Genomic DNA, 17087 nt, shown 5'->3' with positions numbered 1-17087 from the left:
ATTGTGCAATCAACATCTCATATTCGCAAATTGGGTCTGCATTTTTGCAGTAATTTACATGCTCGTAGACGACGCATCGCTCGACTGAGCAGCCGCTAGCGCAATGCTTCTCCCACAGGCTGCGGGCGAACCCCCATGACAAAAGCCCGCTACTTGGGGGCAGCGGGCTTCTGTATCTTGGCGCTATTCGGGCCGATCAGTGGAGGCCTGAGCCGCCGCCGCTGAGTTCCTTGGCGATGGAGCCGACCATGTCCTTGGCGTCGCCGAACAGCATCTGGGTGTTGCTGTTATAATAGATCGGATTGTCGATCCCGGCAAAGCCCGCGTTCATCGAGCGTTTGATCACGAACACCGACTTGGCGCGGTCCGCCTCGATGATCGGCATGCCCGCGATCGCGCTCTGCGGATCGTCGCGCGCCGATGGGTTCACGGTGTCGTTCGCGCCGATGATCACCGCAACGTCCGCCTGCGGCAGTTCAGGGTTGATGTCGTCCAGGTCGACCAGCTGTTCATAGGGAACGTTGGCTTCGGCCAGCAGCACATTCATGTGGCCGGGCATGCGGCCCGCCACCGGATGGATCGCGAACTTGACGTCCACGCCCTTCTTGGTGAGCGCCTGGTAAAGCTCGCTAACCTTGTGCTGCGCCTGCGCGACCGCCATGCCATAGCCGGGAATGATGACCACGCTGCTGGCATTTTCCAGCTGCATCGCGGCTTCCTCGGCAGAGGCGGAGCGCACCACCCGGTCGTCCTTGCCGCCCGCAACGCCCGCGACCACCTTGCCGAAGCCGCCGAACATGACGTTGGCAAAGCTGCGGTTCATCGCCTTGCACATCACCAGCGCCAGGATGAAGCCCGATGCGCCATCGAGCGCGCCTGCGACGATCAGCAGCTTGTTGCCCAGCGCAAAGCCCATCGCGGATGCGGCAAGACCCGCATAGCTGTTCAAGAGCGCGATGACGGTCGGCATGTCCGCGCCGCCGATCGGGATCACCAGCAGGATGCCGAAGAGCAGCGCAAGGCCTGCGAACAGCGGGAACAGCCAGGTCTGCGTCGGGTCAAGCGCCAGCGTCACGCCGATCGCCACCGTCGCCAGCGCCACCGCGCCATTGACGATGCGCTGACCGGGGAAGGACACCGGGCGGCTGCCCATCAGTTCCTGAAGCTTGGCAAAGGCGATGATCGAGGCGGTGCAGGTCAGGAAACCCAGCAGCATCTCGAACATCAGCGCCCACAGGATGAAGCCGCCCGCATATTCCGCATGGGCATGCTTGTAATATTCCGCGGCGCCGATCAGGCCGACGGCCAGCGCGCCAAAAGCGTGGGAGATGGCGGTTCGCTGCGGGATCGCCGTCATCGGCATCAGCAGCGCCATCGGAATGCCCGCCGCCGCGCCCGCGACCATCGCGATGATGATCAGGTTATAATCCACCACCTCATGCTGGACGAGGGCGCCGATGATGGCGATGACCATGCCGATCTCGCCCGCGCGCACGCCGCGACGGGCGGTCGATGGATGGCTCATCCACATCAGCGACAGGATGAACAAAGCGGACGCGACAATCGCCGCGAAGGGTACGAAAGCGTTCATCTCTTACTTCCCCCGCGGCTTGAACATCTTGAGCATGCGATCGGTGATCATGAACCCGCTGACCAGGTTCACCGTCGCGCAGAACACCGCGATGAAGCCCAGCGTCTTCGCTAGAGGCGTCGCCCCCGCCTCACCCGTAATCGTGATCGCCCCCACAATCACCACCGCCGCAATCGCATTGGTCAGCGACATCAATGGCGAGTGCAAAAGCGGCGATACCTTCTTGATCAGCTGAAAACCCAAAAAGGCCGCCAATATGAAGACGAACAGATAATCTGCATTGAAAGCGTTCACTGACTTATCCCCTGTCCAGAAACCGCGATCCTATCAAGAAACCCTGGCGATCTTCCAATTTCGCACGGGTTCGGAGCTTATTGCCCCTGCCATGATCGCTGGCTCCTATAAAATCCCTCCACGCACTATTAAGCGTGCCATATTGATCCAATACATCGCAGGCAAGCCGGTCAGAGCAATTTATCACATAGTCGATTCGCGCAACGAATTTATTCAACCTCTACGACAAGTAGGGCTGCGGGCATCAGCGATTTTCAAAATCGCTTGCAGCCGCGCTCTTCTTCATCCGCCTTGCTTGAGTGTCAGGGGCAGGCCAGCAGCGACAAATACCACACTGTCGCAAGCGGCCGCCACATGCTGACTAAGCAGGCCCGCTTCGTCTCTGAAACGGCGGGCAAGTGCATTTTCCGGGACGATGGAGAGGCCGACCTCATTGGCGACCAGCACAATGGGAACGGTGCAGCCGGTGATGGCGGCGATCAGTTCTTCGCTCCACCGGGCAATGTCTTCGCCAGCCAGCAGCAGGTTGGACAACCACAGGGTAAGGCAATCGACAAGGATCGGGCCAGATGGCGTACGCGCGTGGGCATTCCGGATCGCGGCGGGCAGTTCGATTGGGGCTTCGATCGTTCGCCAGCGCGCGTTGCGGCGGGCGCGATGCGTGGCAATCCGTTCGTGCATTTCAGCATCATACGCCTCAGCCGTGGCGATGTAGGTCATGACGCCGGGCAGGGCTTCGCACTGCGCTTCGGCATGGCGGCTCTTGCCCGAACGGGCGCCGCCTAGCACGAGCAGCTTCTGGAAAGCGGTCATCGCCCGATCCCTCCGATCAGCGTCGTCGCGAGCCAGAGCAGGGCACAGGCCCGGACGTAGAGCGCCAACGCGGCGCGGGCGAAAGCGGGCGTGGCTTCGTCCCCTTCCCCGCCGATCCATGGCTTGGCATGATATTGGCCTTCATAGGCGACCGGCCCGGCAAGGCGGATGTCCAGTGCGCCTGCCATCGCCGCCTCCGGCCAACCTGCATTGGGCGATGCGTGACGGCCATGGTCGCGCCAGAGGATGCGCCAGCCGCCCATGCCCGCGACGCAGATCAGGAAGCCGGACAGCCGCGCGGGAATCAGGTTCAGCAGGTCATCGAAGCGAGCGGCGGCCCAGCCGAAAGCCGCGAACGGCTCCTCCCGGTGGCCGATCAGGCTGTCGGCGGTGTTGACCGCCTTATAGGCCCAGATTCCGGGCAGGCCGCCGACGAGCAGCCAGAAGAGCGGCGCGACGACGCCATCGCAAAAGCTTTCAGCAAGGCTTTCTATGGCGGCTCGTGCAACGCCTGCTTCATCAAGAGTGGCGGTATCGCGTCCGACGATCTGGCTGACCGCGCGGCGGGCAGCGAAGAGATTGCCTGCTTCTAGAGCCTGAACGACGGGCAGGACATGGTCGTACAGACTGCGCTGCGCAAGTGCTGGCCAAGCGGCAAGCGCAAGCCCTGCCCAAGCCCAGGAGCCGAGCAAGTGGCGGATGATGAATTCTGCGGCCCAGCCCGCTGCGATGGTGGTCGTGAGGAGGAGTAGCAGCGTGACGATACCGCCGAAACGGCGACGCGCTGTGCCGAAGTGGCGCTGGTTCAAACGGCGCTCGCAAGCGGTGATGATCCCGGCGAAGGCTCCGACCGGGTGGCCGATACGGGCGTGCAACCGGGCTGGCCAGCCTAGCGCCGCGTCAAGGATCAGCGCGGCCAGCTCAACCAAGCGCTTCGTCCAGCCGGGCCATCGCCGCATCATCGGCGGGCAGACCGAAGCGGAGCCAGTTCGGCCGGTCCTCGAACGGACGGGTGAGAATGGCGTGGCACGCGAGGCGGTCGAACAGGGCGGCGGCGTTCGGCGTGTCGATCAGGCGGAATAGCGGGCAATCGCCGCGCGGGATGAAGCCGTGGCGGATAAGTAGCGCATCGAGGCTGGCGGCGCGGGCGGGGAGGGTCGCGATCGTCTCGTCAATCCAGCGCTGGTCTCGACAGGCGGCGCGGCCAAAGTCGATCGCGGCTGCGGAAAGGGGCCAGTCTCCCAGCAGCCTGCGGCAGGCGGCAATGATGGAGGCCGGGCCGAGGAGGAAGCCGAGGCGGACACCAGCGAGCCCGAAGAATTTGCCGAAGGAACGGAAGATGAGCAGGCGGCGGGAATCCGCGACTTCGACCGCCATGCTGGCGCCGGGCAGGCAGTCAGCAAAGGCCTCATCGACGACCAGCCAGCCGCCTTCCCTTTCCTGTTGAGTTAGAAGCTGCTGCATTTGCGCCTGCGTATAGAGGCGGCCATCGGGATTGTTAGGATTGGCGAGCAGGAGCGCGGTGCCCGGTGGCGCGTCTTCGGGTCGCTGCAACGGGCGCGAATTCGGGAAAACCTGCGCATGGGTGCGGTAAGACGGCAGGATATGGCAGGCGGGCGTATCGATCAGGTGGCCAAGCAGGCGCAGGCCGGTTTCGCTGCCCGGCAGTGCGCAGATGTGATCGGGGGACACGCCGAAATATGTGGCGGCAGCCTGTTCGAGATCGGCAAGTGCCGCGGGATCGGGGAGGGATTGCCAGTCCGGGTTGATCGTGGCGGTGCCGGGCCAGGCGAGCGGATTTATGCCGGTGGAAAGATCAATCCAGGGAAGGCGCGTCTCATAATGCTGACGCGCCGCAGCCAGACGACCACCATGCCAATGGAAGATACCACTCATCGTGCCAGCACCAGTGCGGCTAGCAGGCCGCTTTCGATGAGTTCGATCCCGGCACCATGACCATCGCCAGAAATGCCGCCGATCCGGCTACGCAGCCACCATCCCCAAAGCGGGACGAGGATAGCGGCGGACAGGAGGGCGGGAATGATCAGGCAGAAAGCTAGGGCCAGCATCGTCCAGCCGAGCAGATGCGCCGGGCTGATGCTTTCACGGAAGCGGCTGGCCAAGCCCTCATGGAGCGGCGGGAGCCAGAGGGTCCATGCCAGCGGGCCGATCCGCGCGACGAAGGGCACGGCGATGATGGCGATCGGCGCGACATGTTCCGCGCAGAGACGCAGCAGGACGAGCTTCGCCAGCAGTTGCAGGACGATCGCGACGACGCCGAAGCTCCCGATATGCGGGTCGGCAAGAACGGCGGACAGCTTTGCCGGGTCGCCATGGGCTGCCCCTACCCCGTCAGCGATGTCGCCAAGACCGTCGAGATGAAGCGCCCCGGTGATGGCGACCCAGGCGATCAGGCCGAGCAAGGCGGCCATCCAGGGATCGACGATCAGGCCGATCGTCATGGCGGCGGCGACGGCAAGGCCGACGATGATGCCGGTCGCGGGAAACCAGCGGATCGCGGCGGCGAAGTCCTCCTCCTCCGCCCGCACTTGCGGGAACGGCAGGCGGGTCATGAGTTGCAGCGCGAGGATGAGGCGGGTCATGTTACAAGCCCGGTGATCTGCGCGCTGGGATTGTCTCCCGGCCAGATACGCAGGCTGAGCAAGGCGCCATAGGGAAGGTCGATTGCCCAGGCCTGCTGGTAAGTGAAGCCGCACAGGGTAGTCAGCGCGCCACGGATCGCACCGGCATGGGTGAGGACCAGCGAGGGTCGGTCGATTTCGCCAAGTGCCGCCTTTACGCGCAGGCAAAGGCTGGACCAGCCTTCCCCTCCCGGCGGAGGATGGTCTTCCGGGGATGACCAGAAGCGACCAATTTCCTCGGTAGGGAGAGTTGCGGGATCGGTGCCTTCCCACGCGCCGAAGTGCAGCTCCCGCCAGCGCGCGTCGACGTCGTGCGGCACTTGCCTGTTGGTTGCGATCAGGGCGGCCGGAGCGTGGGCGCGATTGAGGTCGGAGCTGATCAAGCGGTCGAATACAAGCGCGCGGGATCGTTCGATGCATAGCTGCATGGCGGCCGGGTCGGGGGGCATATCCATGTGACCGAGCAGGAGGCCGGGCGTTTGTGGCGCTGCGTGGCGCATCAGGTGGAGCGTGAGCGGGCTCATAGCGCGTTAGCCACGGCGGCTTCGGCGAAGGTTGCCATCTGGTCGTGCGCGGCGAGGGCCGAGCGGATGAGTTGCGCCGCGACGGCTGCGCCGCTGCCTTCGCCGAGGCGCATGTCGAGGTGAAGCAAGGGGTTCAGGCCGAGCTTTTCGAGCAGCCGGGCATGGCCTGCTTCGGCGGAGCAGTGGGCGGCGAGGCAGTGGGCGGTGATGGCGGGATTGTCGTGCGCCAGAGGGGCGATGGCCGCGCCGCAGATAAAGCCGTCGAGCAGCACCGGCACGCGCATCATGCGCGCGGCGAGGATGGCGCCTGCCATCGCCGCGATCTCTCGCCCGCCGAGACGGCGGAGGGTTTCGAAGGCGTCGGTGCAATGGGGACCGTGCAGCGTATGCGCGATCTGGACGGCCTGCGTCTTGCGAGTGAGGGCGGCTGCGTCGATGCCGGTGCCCCTCCCCGTCCAGTCCTGCGCCTCGCCATCAAAGGATTCAAGGCACAGTGCGGCGGCAGAAGTGGTGTTGGCGATGCCCATTTCACCTGCGAAGAACAGGTCGCAATCTTGCACGACGGCGGCGGCGCCCGCGTTCAGGGCGTCGAGGCACTCCGCTTCCGTCATCGCGGAGGCTTCGCATATGTCGGCGGTGGGATTGTCGAGGGCGAGCGGGACAATGACCAGCTCGGCTCGGCAGGCGCCCGCAAGCGCGTTGATCGCCGCGCCGCCCGTCTGGAAGTTCGCGACCATCTGCGCGGTGACGGAAGGCGGGAAGGCACTGACGCCACGCGCGGCGACGCCATGATTGCCCGCGAAGATGGCGGCGCGGATGCGATCGGCGCGCGGGCGTTCGCGACCTTGCCAGCCTGCCATGAAGAGGGCGATCTCCTCCAGCCGGCCGAGCGATCCGGCGGGTTTCGTCAAAGATGCCTGCCGCGCCGCTGCGGCTTCGATCGCCGCCGCATGAGGTTCGGGGAGATTGGCGAGCGCGGCCTGAAAAGCAGCGCGATCCTGAAAGCGGATCATGTGCAAACAAAGCCTTCGGGCGGCGTACGGACGATGAAATGGCCCTTCACCCCCTGCGGCCATTCGGCGTAGCGCACGACGCCTTCTTCGCTGGCGGCGTGGCGCAGGGCGTAATCGAGGATCGCGCGGGCGGCCTCTGCGTCCGGGGTAAAATCGCCCAGCACATAGCCGACCTTGCCGGGACCACGCACATGGACGGTGCAATGACGCTGGCAGGCGAAGAGGCATGGCATGTCCTGCACGGCAACCGCTTCATAGGCAGGCTCGGCCGCCTGAAGATCGCGCATGGCCTCAACCAGCAGCGCGCCGCCGCGTCGTCCTGCTCCATCTTCCCGCTGATCGGCGGACAGGCGGCAGGTCGAGCAGACCACCACCGAAGCTCTATTTTCGACCGCGCACAACATCAACGGCGCGCTTCCATAACCATGTGAACATGAAAGACCGTCATCATGGTCCTCCCCGCAAAATCGAACCGCAAACAGCCCTGCCCGGCCGTATGGCGAGCAAGGCGGTGGCTGTCGTCCGCGAGGGGAACCCCGTTCGTCCGGCACACCCTGTCCGGTCGAAGAACGACTGCGGCAGGCAGGTCTCCTGGCTCACGGGTCGCTGCGCACCGGCCGCCTTCTCGGGGGAAAGTTCCTCCAATGGCTGCGTGGCCGGTCCACTCACCGCTTACAGTTGCAGGGGCAGCGCGGGCATTACACCCGACTTCCCTTTTGATCCCCGAGGGGAACCTGTCGCGGGGCTGCTGATAAAGAGGCAACGGCGCCTCCGCAAGCGGTAGATGGAGCGGCGCTTCGTCAGTCGGGCAGGTCGCCCGCCGCGAGCACGGCATCGGGCCGGGCAAGCACGACGATCGGCAATCCGGCGCTGGCCGCACGCTCGGCTGCGAGACGGGTCGGGGCGGAGATGGTGACGAGCAGCGGGCAATTGGCGAGCGCCGCCTTTTCCACCAGCTCAAAGGAACAGCGGGAAGACAGCAGCGCGAAGCCGCCATCCCAGGACATTTGCCGCCGCCGCATGGCCCCGATCAGCTTGTCGAAGGCATTGTGGCGGCCCACATCCTCATAGGCGAGGCGGATCGCACCATCCGCCCCGGCCAGCGCAGCAACATGGACCGCGCCGGTTTGCCGGTTGAGCGGCTGATGCGCGGCAAGATCGTGCAGCGCGCCGAAGATCGCTTCCCGGCTCGCTTTCGATCGGGCGGTCACGACAGGCAAGGGCCGCATCGCCTGCTCCAGATTTTCAACGCCGCACAGACCACAGGAAGAATCGGAGACGCGATGACGGACCCGGCCCAGCAGCCCCTCGACGCGGTCTTCCGGCAGCGTAGCCCGTGCGACCAAGCCCTGCTCCGTAGCATGGACATCGACGTCGAGCGGCGCGTCGGATGGGATGACCAGCCGCTCGGCCAGCGCGAACCCCTGCACCAGTTCCGCAACATTGGTCGGCGTCGCCATCAACACGGCATAGCCAACGCCGTTGAACTCGATCGCGACGGGCACTTCCTCCGCCAACTCGCGCGTCACGGGCGACGCCTCGCCGTCGGGCGTGATGCGGGTAAAGGAAAAAGGCGAAGTCATAAGGCCGGTCTAGGCGGGCAATGTGCGCCCGGCAATATGGTGTGGGAGGCAAATGGACGCGGTCATGCAACTGCCGCTTCCCTTTGGCGGCCAAGCCATCTATGCACGGCCTCGATCGCGCCGGTGCCCGAAAGGGCTTTAAAGGGAATGCGGTGCGGGCTGCTCACAAGGCGCCCAAATCCGCGGCTGTCCCTGCAACTGTAAGCGGTGAGTGAGATGCATAGCGACCTTCCGTCCCGATCGGAGGGTCAGCCACTGGGCCGGACGCTAAATCATGCGAGGCCTGGGAAGGCCATGTGTCGAGCGATGACCCGCAAGCCAGGAGACCTGTCGGCGTCTGGTCGCTCTTGCTTTGGCCCAGGGGATGGCCGGGGCACGGTATTCCGTCTGAGCGACGCGTGCGGCGGGACCGCACCGGCTTCATGTGCCGGACGCTTCATCGCGTCCGTCCGGCGTGTGATGTCGGCCGCTTAGCGGAGGTCCCGTCCAGTCTCGCTGACGCTGACGGGAGCCATGTCTCCAATGGTTATGCAATTTCCGGCGCTTCGTCGCCGTGCCACGTTCATGTTCAGCGCGCTGATCGCCGCCAACATCGCGTTATGGCTGTGCGCCTTGCTGATCTTTGCGGGCGACACGATGATGCTGGGCACGGCCCTGCTCGCCTGGAGCCTGGGGCTGCGCCATGCGGTCGATGCAGACCATATCGCTGCGATCGACAATGTGACCCGCAAGCTGATGCAGGAAGGTCAGCGGCCGCTGACCGTCGGCCTCTGGTTCGCGATCGGCCATAGCGGAATCGTGCTGATCGCCGCCGTCGGAATCGCTTTCGCCGCCAGCGCGCTGAGCAGCGTAGAGGCGGCGGGCGATATCGGCGGGACGATCGCGACGATCATATCCGCCACTTTCCTCTTTGCCATTGCCGCGATGAACCTGATCATCCTGAGATCGGTCCTGAAGACGTTTAACCATGTTCGCAGCGGCGGCACCTATGTCGATGAAGACATGGACATATTGCTGGGCAACCGCGGCATGCTGGCGCGTCTGTTCCGGCCATTGTTCCGCTTGGTCACGCGCAGTTGGCACATGGCGCCGCTGGGCTTTCTGTTCGGCCTGGGCTTCGACACAGCGACCGAAGTCGCCATCCTCGGCCTGTCCGCGGGGCAAGCGGCGAGCGGCCTTTCGATCGCCACCGTGCTCATCTTCCCCCTGCTGTTCGCGGCGGGCATGGCGCTGATCGACACGGCAGACGGTGCATTGATGATGGGCGCCTATCAATGGGCGTTCGTGAAGCCGATCCGCAAGCTCTACTACAACATTACCATCACATCGGTGTCCGCGCTGGTCGCAATCGTCATCGGCGGGATCGAGGCGGCGGCGCTGCTGGGCGACAAGCTGGGCCTGACGGGCGGCGTCTGGTCGGTGGCCGCCAATCTGGGCGAGCATTTCAACAGCCTGGGCTTCTTCATCATCGGCCTGTTCGCCGCCTGCTGGCTGGTGAGCTGGATCATCTACCGCTGGAAGCGCTTCGACGAGATCGAGGTGCTCCTCTCCAATCAAGGACAGACTTTATGAGCAAGGTTCCCGCCACCGTCATCACGGGATTTCTGGGCGCCGGTAAGACGACGCTGATCCGCCACCTGATCGAAAATGCGGGTGGGCGGCGGCTTGCCCTCATCATCAACGAATTTGGCGATGTCGGCGTCGATGGATCGCTGGTGAAGGGGTGCGGCGATGAGGCTTGCCCGGATGAGGATATTATCGAGCTGGCCAATGGCTGCATCTGCTGCACCGTGGCGGACGATTTCCTGCCGACGATGCAGCGGCTGCTCGACCGGGATGTGCCGCCCGATCATATCATTATCGAGACTTCGGGCCTTGCCCTGCCAAAGCCGCTGGTGAAGGCGTTTCAGTGGCCCGATATCCGGACACGGGCGACGGTGGACGGGGTGATTGCACTCATCGATGCCGATGCACTGGCGGCGGGCCGCTTCGCCCATGACGAGGAAGCGCTGGCTGCCGCTCGTGCGGCTGATCCGACGCTGGACCATGACAGCCCGATCGAGGAGCTTTTCGAGGATCAGCTGGCCTGTGCCGACCTTGTGCTGCTGAACAAGACAGACCTGGTCGCGCCGGAAAGGCTTGCGGAACTGGAGCGGGATCTGGCGGCGGAAATCCGGCCGGGCGTGCGTATCGTCCGCACCGCGCGGGGGGAGATCGACCCGGCGGTCCTGCTCGGCCTTGATGCCGGGGTCGAGGACCAGATTGACGCCCGCCCCTCCCACCATGACGAGGAGGAGGATCATGATCATGAGGATTTCGACAGCTTCGTCATGGAGTTGGGGGAATTGGGCAATCCTGCGCCGCTGCTGGATGCTCTGAAGCAGGTCATAGCCGATCACGACATATTGCGGGTGAAGGGCTTCGTCGCCATTGCGGGCCGTCCGGCAAGGCTGGTCATTCAGGCGGTCGGGCCACGCATCCAGCATCATTATGACCGGCACTGGCAGGTGCATGAGGAGCGCCGATCGCGACTGGTGGTGATCGGGCAGGCGGGGCTGGACCGGGCGGCGATCGAACGGGCATTCATCCAGCAGATGGCGGTCGCCTGATGCATTTGCTGACCGCCACGCCCGGCACCGTCTCCAACGGGGACGAAGCGATCGACCTTGGCCAATCGCCGGGCGACATCGTGCTGCTGACCGTGGCGGACAGCGACCTTGCCTGCTTTGCGAGCGCCGCCGCCATTCTGGGGGAAGGCGGGCCGTCGATCAGGCTGGCCAATCTCCTTCAGCTCAAGCATCCCTATTCGGTCGATCTCTATGTCGAGAATGTGATTTCCCACGCGAAATTCGTCTGCGTGGTACTGTTGGGGGGTAAGAGCTATTGGCCCTATGGCATTGAAGAAATCGCCAATGTCGCGCGCGACAGGGGCATTGCTTTCGCCGCCATCGCGGACGGGCGGGAGGATGATCCCGAACTGCGGATGGCGTCCACCCTGCCCCCGGAAATATGCGACCGGCTGCGCGATTATCTGCGGCAGGGCGGCGTTGCCAATGCCACGGCTTTTTTAAGGACCGCCGCGCGGATTGCAGGGTTGGACGCGGGCGCGCCTGACGCGCCGGTTCCGGTCGCCGACGCGGGCCTGTATCTTCCCGGTGTCGAACGCCCAACGCTGGAACAGGTGAAGGCCGGTTGGACATCCGGCCAGCCGACAGCGCTGTTCCTTTTCTACCGCGCCTTGTTGATCGCCGGAACGCTGGAGGCGGTGGACGCGATGATCGCGGGATTGCGGGCTGCGGGGCTTAATGTCCTGCCGGTCCATGTACGGGCGTTGCGGGAACCCTTTGCGCGCGACTTTCTGGAAGGAGTGATCGGGGTAGCTCGACCGGACGTCATTCTGAACGCCACCGCCTTTGCCGCATCGGCGCCCGGCGAACCGCGCACGCCATCCATATTGGAGCAGGCCGATTGCCCGATTCTTCAGACCTTGTTCGCCAGCGCCGAACAGGCGGCGTGGCAGGATAGCGCGCGGGGGCTGGGTCCGCGCGACTTGGCGATGCATATTGCCTTGCCCGAAGTGGATGGGCGCATCTTCACCCGCGCGGTCGCTTTCAAGGCCGCCGCCCGCTTCGATACGCGGACGGAATGCAGCATCGTGGTGCCGCAGCTTCTGGCTGATCGTGTGCACTTTGTTTCCCAACTGGCTGCAAACTGGGCCAGATTAGGCCGGACGCCGGTTAAGGGTCGGCATGTGGCGCTGGTCCTTGCCAATTATCCGAACCGGGATGGACGGATCGGCAATGGCGTGGGCCTCGACACGCCGGAAAGCGCGGCGGCGATCCTGCGCGCGCTGGCGGAGGCTGGCTATCGGACGGGCGACGCGCCGACCGATGGTGCGGCGTTGATGGGGCATATGACCGGAGGGGACGCCCCCTGCTCGCTCGCGCTGGCCGACTATCGTGCGGCATTTGATGACTTTCCCGAAAGCGTTCGTACAGCCGTTATCGAGCGATGGGGCGAGCCGGAGGATGATCCCTTCTGTCAGGGTGAGGCCTTCTCCCTTCGGGTGCATCGCTTCGGTCAGGTCGCCGTCGCGGTGCAGCCTTCGCGCGGCTATGATGTCGATCCGAAGAGCAGCTATCATGATCCGGCGCTGCCGCCGCCGCATGCCTATCTCGCCTTCCATATCTGGCTGGCGCGCGCATTCGCCGCGCATGCGGTGGTGCATGTGGGCAAGCATGGCAATCTGGAGTGGCTGCCGGGCAAGGCGATCGCGCTGTCGGAGAGCTGCTTTCCCGAAATATGCGCCGGGCCGATCCCGCAAATCTATCCGTTCATCGTCAACGATCCGGGCGAAGGCACGCAGGCGAAACGCCGGATCGGGGCATGCATCATCGACCATCTGACGCCCCCCCTCACCCGAGCCGAGACCTATGGGCCGCTCAAGGAACTGGAGGCGCTGGTCGATGAATATTATCTGGCGGCGGGGATGGACCCGCGCAGGCTGGAAACGTTGCGCCGGGACATATTGGCATTGGCGGCAAGCCAGGGACTGGACAAGGATGCGGGCGCGGAAGGCAGCGGGGACGATGCCTTAGCCGCGATCGACAACTATCTCTGTGAACTGAAAGAAATGCAGATTCGTGACGGACTGCATATCTTTACCCGGTCGCCAGAAGGGACGTTGCGGCGAGACCTGCTGATCTCCCTTGCCCGGTGCCCGAGAGGTTTGGAGGAGGATCAGCAATCGCTGCTGCGGGCTCTGGCGGACGATCTGGATTTGGGTTTCGATCCGCTCGACTGCGGCATGGGTAAGCCTTGGGATGGGCCGCGCCCGGACGTGCTGGCAGGCGTGGCGCAGGATGCATGGCGCAGCACCGGCGATACGGTGGAGCGGCTGGAGCTCTATGCCATGCAGCTGCTCGACACGGGCGAGGCCGCGCCGGGGCCGTCGAGCGGGCGCGTTCTGGAGGTGATACGCAGCGACCTTGGTCCCCGCGTGGATGCTTGCGGAGAGGCAGAGAAGGCTGCGCTGCTTCAGGCGCTCGACGGTAAGTTCGTGCTGCCCGGCCCGTCCGGCGCGCCGACGCGGGGGCGGCCCGATGTGCTGCCGACCGGGCGGAACTTCTATTCGGTCGATACGCGCGCGGTGCCGACCGTGGCCGCCTGGAATTTGGGCCAGCGATCCGCCGACCTCATCGTGCAGGATTATCTTCAGCGGGAGGGCGATTATCCGCGCGCCATCGCTCTGTCAGCCTGGGGCACGGCGAACATGCGGACGGGCGGCGACGACATCGCGCAGGCGCTGGCGTTGATGGGCGTGCGGCCGCGATGGGAGTGGGCTTCGGGTCGGGTCGTGGGCTTTGAGGTGATGACGATCGCCGAGCTGAACCGGCCGCGCGTGGATGTGACGCTACGCGTGTCGGGCTTCTTCCGCGACGCCTTCCCGGAACAGATCGACCTGATCGACAGCGCCGCGCGCGCCGTTATGGCGCTGGATGAGCCGGACGAAGATAATCCCGCCGCCGCGCGTCATCGGGCGGAGGCCGCTGCGCTGATCGCGGAAGGGACGCCTGAGAAGGCGGCGATGCGGCGCGCGGGGGCGCGCGTCTTTGGGTCGAAGCCCGGCGCTTATGGCGCGGGTTTGCAGGCGATGATCGACGAGCGGCTGTGGCATGATCGATCGGACTTGGCGAAGATCTATCTGGATTGGGGCGGCTATGCCTATGGCGGCGGGGTCGAGGGTGATACAGAGCGCGACCTCTTCGCCCAGCGGCTGACTGAAGCCGACGCGCTGATCCAAAATCAGGATAACCGCGAGCATGACCTGCTCGACAGCGACGATTATTATCAGTTCGAAGGTGGCATCGCCGCCGCCGTCGAGCATTTGTCGGGCCGCCAGCCGCTAAGCTATCACAACGACCATAGCAGGCCCGAGCGGCCCGTCGTCCGCACGCTGGAGGATGAGATCGGCCGGGTGGTGCGGGCGCGCGTCACCAACCCCAAATGGATCACGGGCATGATGCGCCACGGCTATAAGGGCGCGTTCGAGATTGCCGCTTCGGTCGATTATCTGTTCGCCTTCGCCGCCACGACCCATGGCGTGAAGGACCATCATTTCGATGCCGTCCACGCCGCTTTCATCGAGGATAAAGCGGTGCGCGCCTTCATGGCCGACGCCAATCCCGCCGCGCTGCGCGAGACCGCCGCGCGCCTCCACGAAGCGCTGGACCGGGGGCTGTGGCGGCCACGGTCGAACAGCGCCGCCATGCTCCTCGCCCAACTGAAGGACCCATCATGATCGAACGCACGCCCGAACAACATGCCGAGAAGATGAAGAAGAAGCAGGCCGCCCATGACAAGATCATGGCGACCAAGACGCAGGAGAAGGGCCTGCTGATCGTCCATACCGGCAAGGGCAAGGGCAAGACGACCGCTGCGCTGGGCATGGTCGTGCGCGCCATCGGTCATGGCAAGAAGGTCGGCGTGGTCCAGTTCGTGAAGGGCGCGATGACCACCGGAGAAAAAGTGGTGTTCGATGCGTTTCCCGACAATGTCATATTCAAGCCGATGGGCGAAGGCTTTACCTGGAACACGCAGGACAAGACCCGCGACATCGCCCTCGCCCGTGAAGCCTGGGACGAGGTAAAGCGGATGATCGCCGATCCCGCCTATGATATGGTGCTGGCAGATGAGCTTAATATCGTCCTGCGCTACGACTATCTGCCCGTTGATGAGGTGCTTGAGGCCGTGGCGAGCAGGGACGAGATGAAGCATGTCATCATCACTGGCCGCAACGCGCCCGAGGCTCTGGTCGAGGCGGCGAACCTTGTGACGGAAATGACGCTAATCAAACACCCCTTCCGCAGCGGCGTGAAGGCGCAGGCAGGGATCGAATTTTGATGAGCGGACCCGCTATTACCCCGATCGACAGCGCGCAGTTCGAGGCGCTGGTGCGGGCGCGGCGGGACATTCGCCATTTCAGGACCGACCCGATCGACGAAGCGGATGTCGAATGGCTGTTGAGCATGGCGCATCGCGCGCCGTCCGTCGGCCTGTCTCAGCCTTGGCGTTTCGTGCGGATCGAGACGGCGGAGTTGCGCGAGGGGCTGGCGTGCCATGTCGACCGCCAAGTCAGGGAAGCGGGCAAGGAATATGACGGGGATCAGGACCGGCTCTATCGCAGCCTGAAACTTCATGGGCTGCGTGAGGCGCCGGTGCTGTTCGCCGTCTATTGCGACGATGGGACGGAGACCGGCCATCATCTGGGCGCGGTCACCATGCCTGAGGCGCGGCGCTATAGTTGCGTGATGGCGGTCCATACGCTGTGGCTGGCGGCGCAGACGCGGCGGATCGGCATGGGGTGGGTGTCGATCATGGAGCCCGAAGGCGTGGACGCGATGCTGGATATTCCGGAGGGCTGGGATTGTCTGGGGCTGCTGTGCCTTGGCCGACCGGTGAGCGAGGAGGATGTGCCGGAGCTGGAACGGCGGGGATGGGAAGAGCGCACGGATTGGCATTCGGTGGTGGTGCGGCGGTAACGAGTCCGGCCCTCCTCCGTTCGCCCTGAGCTTGTCGAAGGGCTCCACTTCTTCGAGATAAAGTGAAGGGCTTCGACAAGCTCAGCCCGAACGGGGAAAAGGTAACTCTCTCACCCCCGCAAGAAATCCAGCGCTAGTGTTTCAAACCGGTCCTTGTGTTCGATCATCGTCCAATGGCCGCAGCGCGGAAATACATGCAACTCCGCATTGGGGATGATGCGCATGGGCAACAGCGCGCCGTCGAGCGGGCTGACCTTGTCATCGCGGCCCCACATGATCAGCGTGGGCGCCTGAATCCTGCCCAGATAATCGATACGCTGAGATACGCCCGGCCCGCTCATCGACTGGGCGATGAAGCCTAGTGCCGCGCGCGTGTACATTTTGCGGCTGCTTTCCATCGTCACCGGCTCCAGCGCCGCCTTGTAACGCATGTCGATCAGTTCGTCGGTGATGATCGATTTGTCGTAGACCATGGATTCCAGCCAGGCGATGATGTTTTCCCGCGTCGGGTCCTCGATGAAATCGACGAGACGGGTCAGCCCTTCATTAGGGAAGGTGGAGGTAATGTTGAAACCGATCCCGCCAATCGTGATGTAGCGCAGCACGCGGTCAGGATGGGACGCCGCCAGATGCCCGCCCACGATCCCGCCATAGCTGTTGCCGACCACATGGGCGCGGTCGATGCCAAGGCCGTCCATCAGGGCGACAACAGCGTCGCGCGCCACGCCCACCGGATCGCCATCAACGGGATCGCTTTTCCCATAACCGGGCGCGTCCAGGATGATGGTGCGGAAATGCTGGGAGAAGAAGGGCAGGTTACCCTGAAAATTCGCCCAGCCAGTAACACCGGGGCCTGAGCCGTGAAGCAACAGCAGCGCGGGACCTGATCCGGCTTCATGATAATGGAGCCGCCCCTTGTCCGTTTCCAGGAAGCGGCTGGTCGCTTCGAAGTTGAAATCGCTCATTTTTTCCTCTCCATTCTACAATCGTTGATGAAGGCGTAGCGGTGACATTGGGTTGACGCAAGGAAGCGGCCCTTGGCCACTTCCCTTTCGCCTGCATCCCCCCTATGAAGCGCGTCGAGCC

The 17087-nt window shown here is 64.3% G+C and carries 16 protein-coding genes and 2 riboswitches; of the genes, 5 read left to right on the top strand and 11 right to left on the bottom strand.

Annotated elements, in window-relative coordinates:
* Positions 1-196: 196 nt before the first annotated feature.
* The 10 genes from ACZ5ZH_RS14385 to fdhD form a co-directional block, all read right to left on the bottom strand.
* Positions 197-1591: an NAD(P)(+) transhydrogenase (Re/Si-specific) subunit beta gene (locus tag ACZ5ZH_RS14385; protein ID WP_464772760.1), complete on the bottom strand. Its 1395-nt coding sequence runs from the start codon at positions 1589-1591 to the stop codon at positions 197-199.
* Between the two features lie 3 nt (positions 1592-1594).
* Complete coding sequence (locus ACZ5ZH_RS14380) at positions 1595-1885, bottom strand: NAD(P) transhydrogenase subunit alpha part 2 (RefSeq protein ID WP_196227069.1); 291 nt, start codon at positions 1883-1885, stop codon at positions 1595-1597.
* A gap of 282 nt (positions 1886-2167) precedes the next feature.
* On the bottom strand, positions 2168-2698 hold the full coding sequence (gene cobU / locus ACZ5ZH_RS14375; RefSeq protein ID WP_464772759.1) for a bifunctional adenosylcobinamide kinase/adenosylcobinamide-phosphate guanylyltransferase: 531 nt from the start codon (positions 2696-2698) through the stop codon (positions 2168-2170).
* On the bottom strand, positions 2695-3657 hold the full coding sequence (gene cbiB / locus ACZ5ZH_RS14370; protein ID WP_464773288.1) for an adenosylcobinamide-phosphate synthase CbiB: 963 nt from the start codon (positions 3655-3657) through the stop codon (positions 2695-2697). The genes cobU and cbiB overlap by 4 nt, the downstream gene beginning before the upstream one ends.
* Positions 3620-4594: a threonine-phosphate decarboxylase gene (locus ACZ5ZH_RS14365; protein WP_464772758.1), complete on the bottom strand. Its 975-nt coding sequence runs from the start codon at positions 4592-4594 to the stop codon at positions 3620-3622. Before ACZ5ZH_RS14365 ends, cbiB begins: the two co-directional genes overlap by 38 nt.
* Positions 4591-5301 carry an adenosylcobinamide-GDP ribazoletransferase gene (locus ACZ5ZH_RS14360; protein WP_464772757.1) on the bottom strand — a complete coding sequence of 237 codons (711 nt, stop codon included), beginning with the start codon at positions 5299-5301 and terminating at the stop codon, positions 4591-4593. Before ACZ5ZH_RS14360 ends, ACZ5ZH_RS14365 begins: the two co-directional genes overlap by 4 nt.
* On the bottom strand, positions 5298-5864 hold the full coding sequence (locus ACZ5ZH_RS14355) for a histidine phosphatase family protein (RefSeq protein WP_464772756.1): 567 nt from the start codon (positions 5862-5864) through the stop codon (positions 5298-5300). The genes ACZ5ZH_RS14360 and ACZ5ZH_RS14355 overlap by 4 nt, the downstream gene beginning before the upstream one ends.
* Positions 5861-6877, bottom strand: coding sequence for a nicotinate-nucleotide--dimethylbenzimidazole phosphoribosyltransferase (gene cobT, locus ACZ5ZH_RS14350; protein ID WP_464772755.1), 1017 nt, complete (start codon positions 6875-6877; stop codon positions 5861-5863). The genes ACZ5ZH_RS14355 and cobT overlap by 4 nt, the downstream gene beginning before the upstream one ends.
* Positions 6874-7281: a DUF1636 domain-containing protein gene (locus ACZ5ZH_RS14345; RefSeq protein ID WP_464772754.1), complete on the bottom strand. Its 408-nt coding sequence runs from the start codon at positions 7279-7281 to the stop codon at positions 6874-6876. The genes cobT and ACZ5ZH_RS14345 overlap by 4 nt, the downstream gene beginning before the upstream one ends.
* Positions 7282-7441: 160 nt before the next feature.
* A riboswitch (cobalamin riboswitch) is annotated at positions 7442-7630 on the bottom strand.
* Positions 7631-7677: 47 nt separating this feature from the next.
* Complete coding sequence (gene fdhD / locus ACZ5ZH_RS14340; protein WP_464772753.1) at positions 7678-8460, bottom strand: formate dehydrogenase accessory sulfurtransferase FdhD; 783 nt, start codon at positions 8458-8460, stop codon at positions 7678-7680.
* A gap of 104 nt (positions 8461-8564) precedes the next feature.
* A riboswitch (cobalamin riboswitch) is annotated at positions 8565-8809 on the top strand.
* Between the two features lie 173 nt (positions 8810-8982).
* Between fdhD and ACZ5ZH_RS14335 the strand changes: the two genes are divergently transcribed.
* The 5 genes from ACZ5ZH_RS14335 to bluB are packed head-to-tail and all read left to right on the top strand — an operon-like array spanning position 8983 to position 16001.
* Positions 8983-10032 carry a HoxN/HupN/NixA family nickel/cobalt transporter gene (locus ACZ5ZH_RS14335; RefSeq protein WP_464775251.1) on the top strand — a complete coding sequence of 350 codons (1050 nt, stop codon included), beginning with the start codon at positions 8983-8985 and terminating at the stop codon, positions 10030-10032.
* Positions 10029-11069 carry a cobalamin biosynthesis protein CobW gene (cobW, locus tag ACZ5ZH_RS14330; protein WP_460988819.1) on the top strand — a complete coding sequence of 347 codons (1041 nt, stop codon included), beginning with the start codon at positions 10029-10031 and terminating at the stop codon, positions 11067-11069. Before ACZ5ZH_RS14335 ends, cobW begins: the two co-directional genes overlap by 4 nt.
* Positions 11069-14761, top strand: a complete 3693-nt coding sequence (gene cobN / locus ACZ5ZH_RS14325) for a cobaltochelatase subunit CobN (RefSeq protein ID WP_464772751.1) — start codon at positions 11069-11071, stop codon at positions 14759-14761. Before cobW ends, cobN begins: the two co-directional genes overlap by 1 nt.
* Positions 14758-15363, top strand: coding sequence for a cob(I)yrinic acid a,c-diamide adenosyltransferase (gene cobO, locus ACZ5ZH_RS14320; RefSeq protein WP_464772750.1), 606 nt, complete (start codon positions 14758-14760; stop codon positions 15361-15363). The genes cobN and cobO overlap by 4 nt, the downstream gene beginning before the upstream one ends.
* Positions 15363-16001, top strand: a complete 639-nt coding sequence (bluB, locus tag ACZ5ZH_RS14315) for a 5,6-dimethylbenzimidazole synthase (protein ID WP_464772749.1) — start codon at positions 15363-15365, stop codon at positions 15999-16001. Before cobO ends, bluB begins: the two co-directional genes overlap by 1 nt.
* A gap of 110 nt (positions 16002-16111) precedes the next feature.
* Here bluB and ACZ5ZH_RS14310 read toward each other — a convergent pair whose 3' ends face one another.
* Complete coding sequence (locus ACZ5ZH_RS14310; protein ID WP_464772748.1) at positions 16112-16966, bottom strand: alpha/beta fold hydrolase; 855 nt, start codon at positions 16964-16966, stop codon at positions 16112-16114.
* Positions 16967-17087 lie beyond the last annotated feature (121 nt).

The sequence above is a fragment of the Sphingobium sp. TomMM7A genome (genome assembly GCF_055397305.1).
Note: the sequence above shows the minus strand (reverse complement) of the source record. Positions and strands in the feature narration are given on the sequence as shown.